The organism is Campylobacter concisus, assembly GCF_003048875.2.
Classification (GTDB): domain Bacteria; phylum Campylobacterota; class Campylobacteria; order Campylobacterales; family Campylobacteraceae; genus Campylobacter_A; species Campylobacter_A concisus_AU.
Genome location: NZ_CP049264.1, coordinates 112,919 through 129,199, shown reverse-complemented (window position 1 = coordinate 129,199; position 16,281 = coordinate 112,919). Strand labels below are relative to the sequence as shown.

Annotated in this window: 11 protein-coding genes; 5 read left to right on the top strand and 6 right to left on the bottom strand. The window is 36.0% G+C overall.

Going from position 1 to position 16,281, the window contains the following annotated elements; translation table 11 throughout:
• Positions 1-85: 85 nt before the first annotated feature.
• The 4 genes from CVT07_RS00700 to CVT07_RS10070 all read right to left on the bottom strand — a co-directional run bounded on the left by CVT07_RS00700 (position 86) and on the right by CVT07_RS10070 (position 9,288).
• A complete protein-coding gene (locus tag CVT07_RS00700) occupies positions 86-1,366 on the bottom strand; it encodes a thioredoxin reductase (RefSeq protein ID WP_230855710.1) in 1,281 nt (426 codons plus the stop codon).
• A 78-nt stretch (positions 1,367-1,444) separates the two neighbouring features.
• Positions 1,445-5,149 (bottom strand): hypothetical protein, encoded by a 3,705-nt coding sequence (locus CVT07_RS00695; protein ID WP_196375739.1) that lies wholly within the window; start codon positions 5,147-5,149, stop codon positions 1,445-1,447.
• A gap of 24 nt (positions 5,150-5,173) precedes the next feature.
• Complete coding sequence (locus CVT07_RS00690; RefSeq protein ID WP_107937394.1) at positions 5,174-8,533, bottom strand: lipase family protein; 3,360 nt, start codon at positions 8,531-8,533, stop codon at positions 5,174-5,176.
• Positions 8,533-9,288: a tRNA 2-selenouridine synthase gene (locus CVT07_RS10070; protein WP_230855709.1), complete on the bottom strand. Its 756-nt coding sequence runs from the start codon at positions 9,286-9,288 to the stop codon at positions 8,533-8,535. Before CVT07_RS10070 ends, CVT07_RS00690 begins: the two co-directional genes overlap by 1 nt.
• Positions 9,289-9,606: 318 nt before the next feature.
• Here CVT07_RS10070 and CVT07_RS00680 point away from each other — a divergent pair, with 318 nt between their 5' ends.
• A complete protein-coding gene (locus CVT07_RS00680; protein ID WP_103617352.1) occupies positions 9,607-10,797 on the top strand; it encodes a NifS family cysteine desulfurase in 1,191 nt (396 codons plus the stop codon).
• A 16-nt stretch (positions 10,798-10,813) separates the two neighbouring features.
• Positions 10,814-11,806, top strand: coding sequence for an iron-sulfur cluster assembly scaffold protein (locus tag CVT07_RS00675; RefSeq protein ID WP_103617351.1), 993 nt, complete (start codon positions 10,814-10,816; stop codon positions 11,804-11,806).
• 278 nt (positions 11,807-12,084) lie between these two features.
• Here the strand turns inward: CVT07_RS00675 and miaA are convergent, their stop codons facing one another.
• Positions 12,085-12,963: a tRNA (adenosine(37)-N6)-dimethylallyltransferase MiaA gene (gene miaA, locus CVT07_RS00670; RefSeq protein WP_103617350.1), complete on the bottom strand. Its 879-nt coding sequence runs from the start codon at positions 12,961-12,963 to the stop codon at positions 12,085-12,087.
• Positions 12,964-12,965: 2 nt separating this feature from the next.
• Entirely contained in the window at positions 12,966-14,180 is a 1,215-nt protein-coding gene (locus tag CVT07_RS00665; protein ID WP_107936198.1) for an NAD(P)/FAD-dependent oxidoreductase, read from the bottom strand.
• Between the two features lie 102 nt (positions 14,181-14,282).
• Between CVT07_RS00665 and mqnP the strand changes: the two genes are divergently transcribed.
• From mqnP to CVT07_RS00650, 3 genes are read left to right on the top strand one after another with little or no spacing between them, the layout of a single operon-like run.
• Positions 14,283-15,143 carry a menaquinone biosynthesis prenyltransferase MqnP gene (gene mqnP / locus CVT07_RS00660; protein WP_430393577.1) on the top strand — a complete coding sequence of 287 codons (861 nt, stop codon included), beginning with the start codon at positions 14,283-14,285 and terminating at the stop codon, positions 15,141-15,143.
• Complete coding sequence (locus tag CVT07_RS00655) at positions 15,140-15,661, top strand: hypothetical protein (protein WP_103597885.1); 522 nt, start codon at positions 15,140-15,142, stop codon at positions 15,659-15,661. Before mqnP ends, CVT07_RS00655 begins: the two co-directional genes overlap by 4 nt.
• Positions 15,662-15,670: 9 nt before the next feature.
• Positions 15,671-16,177, top strand: a complete 507-nt coding sequence (locus CVT07_RS00650) for a DUF6115 domain-containing protein (RefSeq protein WP_107936196.1) — start codon at positions 15,671-15,673, stop codon at positions 16,175-16,177.
• Positions 16,178-16,281 lie beyond the last annotated feature (104 nt).

Genomic DNA, 16,281 nt, shown 5'->3' with positions numbered 1-16,281 from the left:
TTTTTATGTAATTCTATCTAAATTTATTTTAGAAGAAACTTATTTTAAAATCAATGTTCTTAAATAAAACTTTAATGAGCGTTAATCAATCCTTTATATTATGCTCTTTGGCATAGCTTAATATCTTTTGCCTAAGATCTTCTGGGAAGCTATCTCTATACATTACTGGTGTTAGAGGGTTTAGCTTTTTATCTAATTTACCAGCCTCGTATAGTCTTGTTAGCTCTTCTGGTGTGTTGTAGTATGGTGCATTTGGATATCCCTCTGGTGGGGTTAGGGACATTATTTTGGCTTCTAGGAGGGTGGAGTCGATGTAGAGGTCTATATCTCTATCTTCGTAATTAGCAGGATAGCCTTTTTCAGAAAAAATCTCCGCATATTCTGGCAATTCTTTTTTAACATAAGAGACAAATTCCTCCCTTGTAGTCTCGTTTGCGTCAAGGTCTCTAGGATCTAGTAGTTTTCCTTTATCTTCTACAAGCTCTCTTAAAACTCTATGCATTGAACCTGTAGGGTTAATCACTATCCCATTTCTATTAAAATCCATCACGAAATAGCTACCTATCATCTCATCAAGATAAGGTATCATGCCATATTCATCTAGTGGGGGATTTTTATATAGTTTAAGAATTTTTTCGTAGGTATCTAAATTTTTATTTACTCCCATGCCATAAGTGTAGTACTTAAAAGAGTCTGCCAGATAGTTTAATGCTTCTACTACTCCTAGTTGTGCTGCTAGAAATGCTTTTTGAAAATCTCTTGCTTTAAATCCTGCTGAACCACCAGTGCCAAATGCTAATGGATTACCTAATACACCAGCACATAAATTCCACTCTCCTATAAATAGCTCTGATTTTAGTGTATTTTTATTTCTATCTACTTCATCATAAATTTCAGCATATTCTGGCTTTGTTAGTTTGCCATTACTATCTACTCTGCCTATTGCATCTTCTGGGATATCTATCATGGTGCATTTTAGATTGCTTCTTTTTACTAGATAGATATATCTATCTCTCTTATCTTTTAAGCTTTCATAGTAGGCTTTTTCTGATTTAGTCCAAGGTGAAATTTTAGTTGAGCTTGGTTTATAGCTAATGTCTAGCCATGGTTTAAAAGCTAAATAATCTGTTTGACCTAGAGAGTTTGGTTTAGGGTTATAGTATAGTGGTTTATAGTTTTTATATGGAGATGAGTCTAGGATGGAGCGAGCTTGAAGGAGCATTTTAGATTTTTCCTCAAAATATTTTGTTGTATTGTCATCTTTAGTTTTAGACACAATTAAATTTGTATTTTTATCAAACCAAACCTCTTCTCCATTTGGAGCTATAACCGTATATGTATTATCCATTAAATTTTCTTTACTCATTAAATTTCCTTTGTTTATTATTAATAGTGACCCTACTGTTAAGATAGCTAAAGTTATAAATATTATCTTCTTCATATCTTATCCTATATATAGACCATCTTCCATAACTATGGTAGTAGCTAGACGACCGACAAGTCTTGGAGGTATCGTTTCTTTAGTTCTTTTTCCGTGTTCTATCTTACACCCCACATACATACCTTTTACATTGTTATTGCCTATAACATCTAGTGCTTTTAGTAGTCTTCTTGATTTATTATCTACTTCTGATCCAAATGTGTTTAAATTTCCATTTTTAAAGTCTTCTAGTATCTCCATAGCTTCGTTGTATTTGTCTATTGGAATACCAAAAGTTGCATTGGCGCTTTTGTTTTCAGCTACAGATTTTTTATACATCTCATAAATTCCCTCTCTTTGTTTTATACCTATTGGATTTGATGGACTTATTGTAAGCAATGTTTTAACTCCTTGTAGCATAAGCTCTTTTGGTGAATATGCTAGCTTCTTGTTTCTTTTGTTTAGATTATTAAAGAACTCTTCATCGGTTTTATTATCTGTTCTTAGTTCATCCAGACATAGATAAGATATCATAGTATCTAGGCTTATATCTTTAGATAGATTAGAGTCTAGTTTGTTTGTAGTGGTGTTTATATCATAGTAGAAGAAGTTATGATAGTCTAGTCCTCCACTAGATAGTCTTCCTCCTATGATAGTTCTTTTTAGATCTATATTTATAAAAGATGAGTATATCTCTATAGGGTAGTAGGTATATTCACTTGTTTTATTTGAATAAGGTTCATAAGATATATTCTTAACAGCATAGGTATCATTAAATTTATTTGTGAAATACTTATGAAGTATTAGTTCATAAGATCTTTTTTGTTGTTCGTAGGTGTTGATAAAAAAACTATCTACAAAAAAACCAAATCCAGCCTTTGCCAAATCTTTTACAAATGTTATCGAGCTATTTTTTACAAATTCTTTACCTGCCTTTATAGCTATCTGTCTTTTTATTTCTTCACCTACTTCAAATTCATCTATCCATTTTTTTGCACTTTTTAAGCTCCGTTTAGTTTTATTAGTGCGTTCCATATTTATAAGTAGAATCTTGTTGCTTTTTTCCTTAGTTATTTCAATAAATCCTTTTTTCTTTTTTTCTTTTATTATTTTGCCATGATCCTTATTGACTATTTTTGCAACTGGCAACTCATTTAATGTACTAAATGTTTTAAGCTCTCCTACTAGTTCGATAAAAATATTTTTTAAAAGGTTATCTTTGCTGCTCGAAAAGAAAGCCTTTGTTATGCTTTTTAGTATAGTTTCATATGATTTACCTATAAAAAATCCATAAAACGGAAATATGTCATATAAAATATCGTCTAGTGTGGATATCATTGCAAAATCTATCGTATATTTATACTCGTCATCATCTAATTGCTTGATATTTTTCGTAAATTTTTCATCCTCGACACTCTCACCATCTAAACCTGTATAATTTTTAAGAAGTTCTTTTAGTTCCTCATATGAATGATCATCTAATACATGATCAATATCTCTTACATGGCTTTTTTCTATTGTTTCCACTATCTCTTCTATACAAATTATATTATTTTGTATCTCTTTATTTTCTTCCTTGTTTGTTTTTAGTTTTGCTATTTTGCCCTCTTTTGTTTTTTTAAAAAAGCAAATCGGCACTTTGACTCCGTCTTCTTTCAAGTAATAAGAGTCTTCAGAACAAACCATAAATGACTCGTCAGATATTTTTATAGATTCATAAGCAGATACAGTAATATCTTGACTAATCATAGAATTATCAAATGTTTGTCTTATGACATAGTAGCCCATAACCAAAAGAAATACTCTAGTAGCTGGATAATAATAATCAGATAGTACTATTATATCTGGTACTTTAATTACAGCATCATTTTTTTTCATCATAGAATTTAAATTTTGCAAAGAAGGTATTTCAACAACATGTGATTCACTGTGTTCTAAAGAAGAATTTATACTTGAAAAGAAAGTTTCAAATTCTTTTATACTTGCAACTAAAAAATCCTTTTCATTCTTAACTATCTCTTCCATGTCTTTAGCATTTTTGAAATACTTATTTATGTGTCCAAGATAAGAATTAGCTTTTAAAAATCTATATGCCACCTGCTTTTCGTTCTCACTTAATGTATCAAAGTACATAATCGTATTTATTTGATTTTGTTTATCTTGCATAAAATCATTAAAAGTATCTATATCTTTTTGAAATTTTTTAATTCTATCTTTGCCAACCCTTGTAAATGGGCTTAGGCTTAATAGGTACAGATCTTCCTCTTTTTGGGCATCTATTTGTATAGAGTACTGGCTATAGTCTTTTGTGCCATTTAGCTGCTTAGGATCGGTCACCTTCTTGTCATCAGCCCTATTTAGACTATCTACTATCTTATAGTTTAATACGTTTTGTAAAAGATGTTCGTTTAGCTTTGCGTTTAGTATTGAAGGAGCATTCGAAACAACAAGATAGTTTTTAGAGATACCGCTACTATTATTTGTATTATGAGTATTGTCTTTTGTGGTTAAGGATTTGTCTCTTAAGAGATTTGCAAATTTTAAAGAGTTAAAAAATGGATATTGCATATAGACAAAATTTGCTCTATTTGCGATCACGCACTCTTCTATCCTTTTAAGTAAGCTCTCTTCAGTATTATCCTTATCGTTTTTGCATATTGATATATTATTCTTTTTGTCTATATTTTCATATTTACTTATCTTTGCATCAAATAGACTTTTTTCATCACCTTCTAATGAAAAATTGGAGCAAATTCCAATATACTCATCATAATTACTTTTTGTGTTAGTGGCTGTTATATCAAATCCTGAAAAGTCTATAAATGCTCCACTCTTTTGATCGTCATTTGTAAAAACTAAAATATTATTAAACGATACCGTATTTAATAGTCCTAGTATAAAACCAAACTTAGTAGCTAGCAAACTCATAACCGGACTAGAAAAAGCATAAGAACCTCTTTTTTTTAGAGAGCTAAAGATATTTTCGGTAGTTTTCAACGCGTCTGGCGTAGATGACACAATATTTAATAAGCCGAACGATTTTTTAAAATCAGTGATATCAAAAAAACTCATAAAAAATTTAAATATCTCTTTTTTGATATAAGTGTCGCCACCCTCTGAAGCTTTCTTAAGATTTTTTTTGATCTCATCAAAACTCTCTTCTATCGTTTTTATTACTTCATCTCTTTTGCTAAAATTTTCACGAATTAATATAATATTTGCCCTATCTATTAACGCAACTTTTAGTTTGTCCATCAAAGTCCAAAGTCTTTTTTCTATTGTATTATATTCACTAACTAGTATACTAGATGCCTCCTCGAAATTTTTAACCTCACTGTCATCGCTTTTAACTCTATTAGCAAGATAAATTAATCCATCAACAAATTCTTCTACTGGATCTTGCTCTTCACTAAGGATTTCTGCATATATACTAGAATTAAGAAGTGTTATCTTGTTATTTTTTTTCGTAATATTTTTATTGAACAAACTAGGCTTATCCAAGTATTTATATGTTTTTACAGACAAAGATTTATTACTGTATTGTTTTAGAGAAAATAACCTTGTAATTATTTTATTATATAATGCCTCTCCATTAAACACATTTGGTTCGTAAAAATGATTTAAGTCACGACAATAAAATGTTATATTTTTGTATGTCTCACCATTAACACCAAACTCGAAAAGCAATTCCTCTATGCTTCTAATAATTTTCGTATTATCTAATCTCAAGAACGATCCTTCTCTTTAAATTTATCAACTAACAAGCATTGTAAAGCTAGTTGTGTTTATGTCGTTTTCATATCCACTATCTAGCCCTTTAGCTATCTCAAGCTCTATACTTTTAGCGCCAGTTGGAGTTAAAAATACATTTGTATAAGTTTGCTTGTTTTTATCTGTGCTAGAGCTGTTAAACTCGTCTAAACTAGCATAAAATCCCACACCACTTTCAGGACTATTTGCTTTTTTATAGTTCTCTTTATCAAGTGCGCTAAAATTCTTTGGAGCAACAAATACCAAATTTAGCTTATCCGCTCCATATCTTAGTTTAAATTCTTTGATATCATAACGCTTATCGTCATAATTATCCGCCAAAAGAGCCTTTAAATTCTTATCCTCTACATCTCTTCCCTCATCTAAGTTGAGCTTGATCTTGCTAAATCCATTTTTATCTTCAAATTTTTTATCAAATAGATAGTACGTAGCCACCAAAAGGTTATCACTCTGAGAAGCAAAAGCCTTTACATGCAGCCTTATGACTGGCTTGTTTAAATTTGGATTTATCACAGCTGCATTATTATTCTCAGATGTAGGGCTACCTATGCTATGAGCTAGCTTTATCCTATTTTCTTTTTTTATGCACCTTAGCGGTGAGCTAGTGTTACTTAGGCATGCTGACACTAGGTCTTGCATAACAGCATAGTGGTTATTCATACTTTTTAGACTAAGAGCCGCTCTTGGCACGTATGCCACCTTTGTGCAAGGATTTTTAGCTGAGCAGCCAACTATGGGTGAGTTTATAAAGTCAATATCAAGTATCACGCCTTGATCATCTGATCTTATGCTTTTGCCCGCTCTACTTTTTAAGATCACATGACCGCCATGTGGGCAAACTACCACGTCATCTTCTATTATTGGATTAGCAAAGGCAGTACCACCAGCACTTAGCGCACTACTTCTCTTTTCTAAATTTAGTCTCTCATTTGCCCGCTCAAGCGACTCTTTAGTCTCTTTGTTTGTTGGTTTTAGGTCTATATTTAGGCTTTTGTTTAGCAAAGAGTAGTTTAGTATGCTTGCCTGTGAGTTTTTATAGCTAACACTTAGTCTTCCTTTATCTTTTTCCTCATCCCTTGGCTGATGAGTGAAGCTTAGTAGGTTAGAATTTGACTCCTCCCCGTCCTCTTCATTTTTAAAGTACAGTGGATAGTCTGATTGCTCAGTGGCGGTGTTTAGTGGCATAGAGTTTAAAAAGACATTTGGCTTATAGGACCTGATGTCCTCTATATTTAGCCTATCTTCTATCTTATTATAAATTTCATCGCAGTCCACAACATCCTTATCGTTTAAAAATATATAAAGCTGCTTGTTCTCAGTGTCAGCAAATGCCGTAGAGCTTGATCTATCTAGGCTAAATTTCTCTTTAGCCCCATTGTCTCTTATATAAATGCTAGTAAAGTTATCGCTAAACATAGCATTTTTAAACTGAGCCTTTTTGGCCTTTATAAACAAGCTATCTTTCTCTTTTGACAAATAGCACTTTGTAAGATTTGAGCCGTAGGTGTAGGCTTTCGTGATATCAGTTTTATCTTTTATTAGCTCATTTTCATTATGTATAAATTCCAGTGGATACATCTTTTGCAGCGATCTTACTTGATTTAAAGGTATATTTGAGCTATCGTCCATATCGTTTTTGTCTATTATCCTTGCATAAATTTGCTTATCCGCTAGATCCATCAGCATATCCACCAAGGTTACTTTACTTAGCCTATTTTCGCTTTCGGCAGAGTATTTGTCTATTATCTCTTGATACTCCTCATCTCCAAGGCTCTCTAGTATATGATAAAGCTCTCCCAAAATGATACTTATATAGTTTTGATTACCATCTTTGATATTTTCGTTTTTATCGCTAAGCTTATATTTATTGCCCTCTATGTTGTCTACTAGTATGGCAGATAGCTTATCAAGATATGTTAGCGCGTATGATATGTCCTCGCTTAGCGCCTTTTTCTTAGAATTTTTATCTTCTTTTAAAAGATAGTCGTATAGATATATGGCATATATTATACTAGTCATATAGTGCGAGTTTATATAGTAGATGCCATCGAGATGACCTATATGAAGTAGATGAAGCCTAGGCGTATTTTTGTAGTTTATCCTATCATCTTGAGTAAGCCCTAGTTTATATCCCAGATCAGCTATCACCGACACAGTAGGCTCTATGGCTCTGTTAAAGTCATTGCCTATGTTAAATTCCTCACAAGTCACAGTGTTTTTTATAGTCTCACAGTGATGTATCTCAAATGGTATATTATCTTTGTATATAGTTTTGCAGCTAGCAGCGCTCTCCTCTAGCAAGTTAGGGTCTAGCTCGTCTTTGTGCTCTTTGCACTCACTTATTAGAGTATCAGTACTTTTTGAGCCGTTATAGATCTTATCTACGCATTTATCTATAACTTTTCTGGTAAATCCAAAAAGATCAAGCAGCTTATGTACGCAAAATTTGATCATCTTAACTATCAGCCTAACCACCCTAAATACAAAATGCAAAGCACTGATAGCAAGACCACCTATGCCAGGGGCATTATATGTATAAAGCTCATCTACGTTTAGACTCTTATAAAACAAACAACACACCTGAGATAGATGCCCGCCAAGGCTGTGGCCACATATACTTACATTAAAGTTAGACGTTTTCTTATCACTGCCGCTATCTTCTCTGATGGCCTTATTTATATCAGTGATCATCGTAAATAGCGATATGATCTGAGGTAGCCCAGCAAATGCAGCTATAAACACGTCAGTAAGCACCAAGTCTTTAAAAAACTCCGCACCGCCAACCTCCGTGCCCCTAAAAGCTATGATATATCTTGGCTTATCACTACTCATAGTGGGCTTCGTATCCTTAAATATCGTGTAAGAAAAGCCAGATATCGCTGTATTTGACTGGTGAGATATCAGCTCATATCTATTTACAAATGTCTTTGTTCGGTGAGATAGGGAGGTTGGTTTATAAAATAATTCTTGTTCCTTTGTCTCTTCGTCTACGTGTATAAAATTTTTAACATCGTTATCAATAGCATGGGGTTCGCTTTCATTTGGTCCTATGATTTCTTTATCTTTCATAAATCTAGCTTCTACACAAAGAGCATAAGCTGTCATTAATTCTGTTTCTAGATTAATAAAACCTTGTTTAATATTATCAGCATAAACCCATTTAGGATTAGGTTTTTTTAATACCTTATAGTTATAAAATTCATCTGATTTGCTCCATGTTTCATTATTATCTATAAATTCGTAAAATGAATAAGAGGCGTCAGCCATATCAGCATGATCTTTTATATCAGATATTATTTGTTTTACAGATTTATTTTTGGGGTTATTATTGCTATTTTCCACTATTTTTCCTTAACGAAAGTGTTTTTAGAGCTATCAAAGTAAAATTTATTTCCACCTAAGACATAGTTTGTTTCACCCTTACTAAATTTTATCCCAGCTCCTTCATCACCAAATAAGCCATATTTTTTTGATTGATAGCTGTATGTTAATGAAATAGTTATAGGTATGATTTGACCATTATCTATATAAAATTTTCTTAGCAATGGTTTTGGTGATTTACTAAAATTCTCATCTCCTATAAACTCTTTTATTTTATTAACATATTCATCTGATATTTTTACTTTTTTACCTGTTTCATTTTCATAGTCTAGCCATTTAAGATAGTATCGCTTGCCATTAGATAAAACTCTATCTAAACTACGAAATTTCTCTCTAACCATATCTTCTATAAAAATTCCTTTGGCTGTAAAATAATCATCTTTCATACCATATTTTTTATAGACCATTTTTGCATATTCATCTTTTTTAAGCTGCCATTGTTTATATAACAAAGAATTTGTATTTTTAAATTCCTTATTAAGCTCATTTCTATAGTTGTCTTTATTTGCTTTCATATTTGTTTCTGATAGTTTTATTTCTTTTTCACGCCTATCTATCTCTTCAACAAATTTCTGATTAAATATATAAACCCCACCATATTTATTAGCTAAATTCTCTAGTTCAGAGTTACTTATCTTATTGCTTGCTTGATTTGCAGAGCAAGCTATTAAAAATATGCTTGTTAGTAGTAGAAGTATAATGCCTATAAATTTCATCCTATATCCTTTTAGAAAATTTATTTTGCTTATTTTATTGTCGCAATATTTACAATCCCATTAATTTTCTCATCCTTAAGTTTTCAATCCTTAAGAAAAAGAATTAATATTAAGAGTAAAATAGGCTTTTTTTAAGCGAAATTTCGCAAATGACGTATCTGCCAAATATTGATAAAGAATTTCAATATATTTTACTATCAAAATGAGCCAAATATTGAAAAAACTAAAGCTATTTTTTAAACTTGCTTTTAACTTTTTTGTTATAATATCCCATCAAAAATAAAAGGGATATTTTTTATCCGAATTAAGGTTTTAAATTTGAGAGTATATTTAGATAATAACGCCACAACGATGGTTGATCCAGAAGCTTTTGAACTTATGAAGCCGTTTTTTTGCGAAAAATACGGCAATCCAAACTCACTACACAAATTTGGCTCAGAGACCCACCCAGCACTAAGAACAGCACTAGATCAGCTCTACGCCGGACTAAACGCAAAAGATAGCGACGACATTGTCGTTACCTCATGTGCGACCGAGAGCAACAACTGGGTAGTAAAAGGCATCTACTTTGATAAGATCGCAACTGGCGAGAAAAAACGCATCGTCACCACCGCAGTCGAGCATCCAGCCATTTTAGCAACTTGTAAATTTCTAGAAAAATATGGTGTGGATCTTACGGTTTTGGACGTAAATAGCGACGGTATCGTCACTCCAGATCAGCTAAGAGCTGTCATGGACGAAAATGTCGCACTCGTTGCCATAATGACCGCAAACAACGAAACTGGCATGATCTTTCCTATAAAAGAGCTTGCCAAAGTTGCCCACGAATACGGTGCTTTATTTCACACTGATGCCGTGCAAGCAGTTGGCAAGATAAAGATAGATGTTCAAGACCTAGACGTTGATTTTCTAAGTTTTTCAGCGCATAAATTTCACGGACCAAAGGGCGTTGGAGCGTTGTTTATAAAAAATAGTATGCCACTAAGTAGCTTGCTTCACGGCGGCGAGCACATGGGCGGACGCAGAAGCGGCACGCTAGACGTTCCAGGTATCGTTGGCATGGGCAAAGCACTTGAGCTAGCAAATAAATTTATGGATTACGAGCACTCACACGTTCGCCGTTTGCGTGACAAACTTGAAGACGCATTGCTGCAAATTCCTGATGTTAGCGTCGTTGGCAAAAAAGATCAGCGCGTGCCAAACACTATCCTAGCCTCTATCAAAGGTGTCGAGGGCGAGGCGATGCTTTGGGATCTAAATAGAGCTGGCATAGCGGCATCTACTGGCTCTGCCTGTGCGAGCGAGACGCTAGAGAGCAACCCTATCATGGAGGCGATCGGAGCTGACAAAGAGCTAGCTCACACTGCACTTAGACTATCTCTTTCAAGGTTTAACACAGAAGAAGAGATCGACTATGCGATCGAGCAAATAACAAAGGCTGCAAATAGGCTAAGAGGCATCTCAAGCACATTTGCATACGCCCCAGAGTGGCATAAGAGTGGATTATAAAATTTAAAGGAAAAACATGGCAAAAAATAACTTAATCGGAGGCTCTATCTGGGACGAATACTCCAAGGTAGTGCAAGATAGGATGAACAATCCTAAATTCATGGGCGAGCTAACCGAAGAGGACGCCAAAAAAGCAAACGCAAAACTTATCATCGCTGACTTTGGCGCAGAGAGCTGTGGCGACGCAGTTAGGCTTTACTGGCTCGTTGATGAGAAAACTGACAAGATAATAGACGCTAAATTTAAAAGCTTTGGCTGTGGCACGGCGATAGCTAGCTCTGACACGATGGCTGAGCTTTGCATCGGCAAAACTGTCGATGAAGCGGTTAAGATAACAAATTTAGATGTTGAAAGAGCTATGCGTGACAACCCAGACACCCCAGCCGTCCCGCCTCAAAAGATGCACTGCTCGGTCATGGCATACGATGTCATTAAGGCAGCCGCAGCAAGCTACAAGGGCATAGACCCAGAGCACTTTGAAGATGAGATCATCGTTTGCGAGTGTGCTAGGGTGAGCCTTGGCACGATCAAAGAGGTGATAAGACTAAACGACCTTCACACGGTTGAAGAGATCACGCAGTACACCAAAGCTGGAGCATTTTGTAAATCATGCGTTAGACCTGGCGGACACGAGAAAAAGGACTACTACCTTGTTGATATCTTACGCGATACGAGAGCTGAAATGGAGCAAGAGAGACTCGAGGCTCAAGCCAACGCTCAAGCAAACAACACACTTAGCGACGTTAGCTTTGAGAGTATGACGATGGTTGGTCAGCTAAAAGCGATCGAGTCGATCATCGATAAAGAGATCCGCCCGATGCTTATGATGGATGGCGGAAATTTAGAAATTTTAGACATCAGAAACGATAACGGCGAAAACATCGATGTTTATATCCGCTATCTTGGCGCTTGCTCTGGCTGTGCGAGCGGCTCGACTGGCACGCTTTATGCGATAGAAAATGTCTTACAAGAGAGCTTAAGCCCAAAGATCAGGGTAATGCCTATATAAATTTATCGAACGGCTTCTTTTGGAGCTGTTCGCCTCTACCAAATTAAATTTACCACCTAGACGATTTAAATTTAACTCAACTGAATTTACCCTTTTAAAAATTGGCTCTGTTATAAAAAAGTATTGTTGCCCGCTTCGCAAACCCTGCTCACTCCGCAAAGCGCCGAACATATAGCACGAAAATCGCGCTCAGCTTTACAGCTTCACTAATTTTCGGCGGCGATAGCGTCGTTTCGCAAGGTTTGACTTTGTTTTGGAAGTTAAAAAACAATATTTTTTCAAACAGAGCCTAAAAATTTCAAAATTTCATCTCTAGTTTGCGCCAAGTCGCCAACAAATTTCTTTTCAAACTGCGATCTATTAAATGTTCGCTGACGCTTGGCAAGCTGGGCTGTGTGCGTGGCGATAAGCGTTTCTAGCTCGCTTTTTGAAATTTCACCCTCCAAAAACTTCTTGCACTCTTTTAGACCTATTGATTTTAGTGGTTTTGGCTCGCTTTTATACTTGTCAAATAAAAACTTCGCCTCATCTATCAAGCCCTCATCTAGCATATTTTTCGTTCGCTTTGCGATACGAGCTCTAAGCTCATCTTTATCCCATAAAATTTCAAATATTGCAAGCTCTTTTATGACGCTCTCTTTGGTATTTTGCTTTAGCCAGATGCTTGGGATTTGACCGCTAAATTTATAAATTTGATACCATTTTTCGAGACGGTAAGAGTCGTTTTGGCTAAATTTACTTGCAAACTCAGGGTCGTTTTGTAAAGCTAGCTCGTAAATTTCTTCGTTGCTTAAATTTAGCTCGCATTTTGGCACGTCTGGCGCAAGGCCGCTAAGCATCGCCTTTAGATAAAAGCCACTGCCTCCTGTGATGATGAGCGGGCAGCCTTGCGAGCGCGCAAATTCCTTTGCATTTTTATAAATTTCAAAAAATGCCCCAACGCTAAATTCCTCATCAGGGTAAATTTCATCCACCCCAAAGTGCCTCACAGCTCCAAGCTGCCAAGGCTTTGGCTTTGCGCTGGCGATATCTATCTCTTTATAAAGCGCAAGCGAGTCAAGGCTTAAGATGACGCCCTCAAACTCCTTTGCTAGCTCAAAGGCTAGATCGCTCTTGCCGCTTGCCGTGGTGCCAATTAGTGCTAGCTCGCCAAACAAGCTTAACCCTCATAAAGTGAGCTAAATAGCAAAACTTCATCACTTTGCTCGTTACTTTTGCCCTCTTTTAAAAGATCAGCCAAAACGCCTGCAAAGTGCGGTGCAAAGCTTAGTTCGTTTAGCCCATACGCTTGGTTGTAGAGTAAATTTTGATATGTCTCATCGCGTCCGATCGCTGGCTTGTCGTTTGAGCTAAGAAGGACGAAATTTGCCCTAAAACTAGGCTCTTTTAGCTCGCTTATGCCAAGATGCCTTTTTAGCTCGTTTAAAAATGCGTTGATCTTCTCTGTTTTTACAAGCGTATCGATCGCGCCCACTTGTAAATTTGTGATGATCGTGACGCCATTTTTCGTTGGATAAATTTTGGCAAACATATCATTTAAAATGATCGGTTTTTTAGGGATCTGACCCTCGCTTAGCACAAGGTCTATCGTGTAAAATTTAGCCAAAATGGCGCTTAAATTTGTCCCAAGCTTGCTTGAAAGCTCCAAATTTCTACTAGCCACTACAAAGCTATCAGCCTCGTACTCGCCAGCACTGCCAACAGCCTTTTGCACGGCTTGCCCATGCGTTTTTAGCTCATAAATTTCATCGTTTATAAACTGCACTCCAAGCTCATTTAGCTCGCTAACAAGCGCCTTTTTTAGCTCAACCGCGTCGATGCTTGCGTTTTTAGCTAAATTTAGCGCGCCTTTTATATTTTTATTTATCAGACCAAAATTTGCTAGCTCACTATCCACGCTTAAAATTTCTTGCTCGCTATCAGCGACTTTCATCTCATCAAGCCTTTTTTTAAAGATCTCATCCTCGCTAAAGATGAGATAAACGCCACTCTCATCAAATTTTATCTGCGGATATTTTTCGTTTAGCTCTCTTAAAATTTCAAAGCTCTTTTGTCCAAATTTTTTAAACAAAATTCTCATCTTTTTGTCGTGAGCCTTTGTTGATTTAAGCGTGAAATTAGCCATCCAAGCTCTAAAGTTTTCATTTAAGCAAAGCGCTATATCAAGCTCGCTTTTTTTACTAACAAGCCCCAAAAATGAGCTAGATATCGCTCCATCTCTTGCGAGCGCTGGGGTGTTAAATGGGGTTAAAATTCCGCTTTCAAACTCATCTTTTTGGTTACTAATAACTAAAATTTCCTCACCCTTTTTAGCTAGCTCAAGCGCCGTAAATAACGCACTAAAACCATCTCCGATAATCGCTATTTTACTCATCATAACCCTTCATTTTAAATTACTCTCGCAATGATAATATAAATTTAGATTTAAAGCAAAATGGTGTAAAATCAGACACTTTTTAAAAAGATGGAAATTTATATGATCAAAAAGCTAAAAGATATCGCAGAACTCATCGTTTTTAAGCACTCGGTTTTTGCCCTGCCCTTTATCTTTGTGGCGATGATAGTTGCGAGCAAGATAGAAAATGGCTCGGCTTGGTTTGGCTTTAAACTGCTTATTTTAGGCACTATTTGCGCAGTCAGCGCTAGAAATTTCGCCATGGCGTTTAACAGATATCAAGACGAGGACATCGACAAGCTAAACCCACGCACCGCAAGCCGCCCAAGCGTAGATGGGCGCATCGGCAAGGGCAATATGCAGCTGTTTATCGCAGCAAACGCGCTTATATTTATCATCTGCGCCTATTTTGTAAATTCGCTCGCATTTTGGCTGAGCTTCCCTATCCTTGCCGTGCTTGGCGGATATTCGCTATTTAAGCGATTTAGCGAGCTAGCGCACTTAGTACTTGGACTTAGTCTTGGACTTGCTCCGATCGCTGGCGTGGTCGCAGTGAGCGCTGCTATACCGCTTTGGAGCGTGCTACTTTGCCTTGGTGTGACATTTTGGGTGGCTGGATTTGACCTGCTTTACTCGCTTCAAGATATGAAATTTGACCAAGAAAACAAGCTCTTTAGCATACCAGCCATTTATGGCGACAAGGCGACACTGTTTTTGTCAGCCATTTTTCACGCCTTAGCTTTTATACTTTGGCTACTTTTTGCTTGGGCGGCTGGGCTTGGAGCGATGGCGTTTTTTGGCATTGTGGTAAGCGGCGTGATATTATTTTTCGAGCATAGGATCGTAAGGCGCGACTTTAGCAAGATAGACAGGGCGTTTTTCACGCTAAATGGCTACTTGGGAATTTTATTTTTCATCTTTGTTTGGATCAGTGTATTATGAGCGAAGTAAGGCTTTTTAAAGCGCCTCTTAGCATGGTTTATGAGTGCGACAGAAGCGGGGATGAGAAATTTTTAAGAGAATTTAACTCTATCTTACCAGGCGACGAAGATGCGCTTGGAGCGTGGCTAAAGCGTGCAAAATCACGCGGCGAGACCAAAGAGAGCGACCAAGTCTTGCTAACGCTTGTCATTGAGCTTCATAGAAAGATCGATGCGCTTAGTGATTATATAAAAAACGAGCACAAGCAATACTTGCCACTAAAAGAGAGCGCAGATATCGATGAGATCGGCTTTACGCATATAAAAATAAGCGAAGATAAATTTAAAAAAGATGAAATTTACTACGCAAGGATTATGATGCCTATCTTTCCAAAGAGAAATTTGAGCCTTTATCTAAGGGCGCAGGATGAGAGGCTAGCAAAGATAGAGAACATGCACGAAGAGGACGAGGCCGACTGGAACGCTTACGTGACGGCTAGAGAGCGTGTGATGATAAGAGAGCTTAGAGCGAATTCGTAAAGGAAAAATATGGAAATTTACATTTTTTTAGGTTTTGGCATCGTTTTAGCGATAATAATAGCTTTGATATTTATAAAAGATAGCGAGACAAATAAGAAATTTACAAGATATGAGCGTGCCATAGAGAGCGCCATACAAGAAAACTATAATCTCAAAAAGCAGCTAGCCGCACTGGCAAGCTTTAAGTCTGATGATGATGAGCAGCTAAAAGATGTAAAAGATGAGCTAAAAGAGCAGATAAATGAGCAGATAAATGAAAAAATCGTGCCGATAATCCGCGCTATAAAGAGCATCGAGCGAGTGATCGATGACTTTGCAAACGAGCAAAAAGATAGGATGTTTAACCTTGAAGAGCGAACAAGAGATATCAATAAAATCGCCCCAAGCGTCATCAACGAAGAAGAGCAAATTCTAAAGATGTTTAAAGATGGCAAAAGCGCAGCCATGATCGCTAAAGATCTTCACGTGGGTATGGGGCGAGTTGAATTTGTGCTTAAATTTCATAAATTAGCCTAAATTTGGGCTAATTTTAAAAGACAAAACTACTCTTAAACTACAAAAATTAGCTTAAATTTTTATTTAAATTTAAATCTTTTAACATATAATTGAAAATTAAAAAA

Excerpts from the sequence above, each read along its gene's own strand:
- CVT07_RS00700 (WP_230855710.1), bottom strand. The coding sequence starts at position 1,366 with ATGAGTAAAGAAAATTTAATGGATAATACATATACGGTTATAGCTCCA.
- CVT07_RS10070 (WP_230855709.1), bottom strand. The coding sequence starts at position 9,288 with ATGAAATTTATAGGCATTATACTTCTACTACTAACAAGCATATTTTTA.
- CVT07_RS00675 (WP_103617351.1), top strand. The coding sequence starts at position 10,814 with ATGGCAAAAAATAACTTAATCGGAGGCTCTATCTGGGACGAATACTCC.
- CVT07_RS00665 (WP_107936198.1), bottom strand. The coding sequence starts at position 14,180 with ATGAGTAAAATAGCGATTATCGGAGATGGTTTTAGTGCGTTATTTACG.
- mqnP (WP_430393577.1), top strand. The coding sequence starts at position 14,283 with ATGATCAAAAAGCTAAAAGATATCGCAGAACTCATCGTTTTTAAGCAC.
- CVT07_RS00655 (WP_103597885.1), top strand. The coding sequence starts at position 15,140 with ATGAGCGAAGTAAGGCTTTTTAAAGCGCCTCTTAGCATGGTTTATGAG.
- CVT07_RS00650 (WP_107936196.1), top strand. The coding sequence starts at position 15,671 with ATGGAAATTTACATTTTTTTAGGTTTTGGCATCGTTTTAGCGATAATA.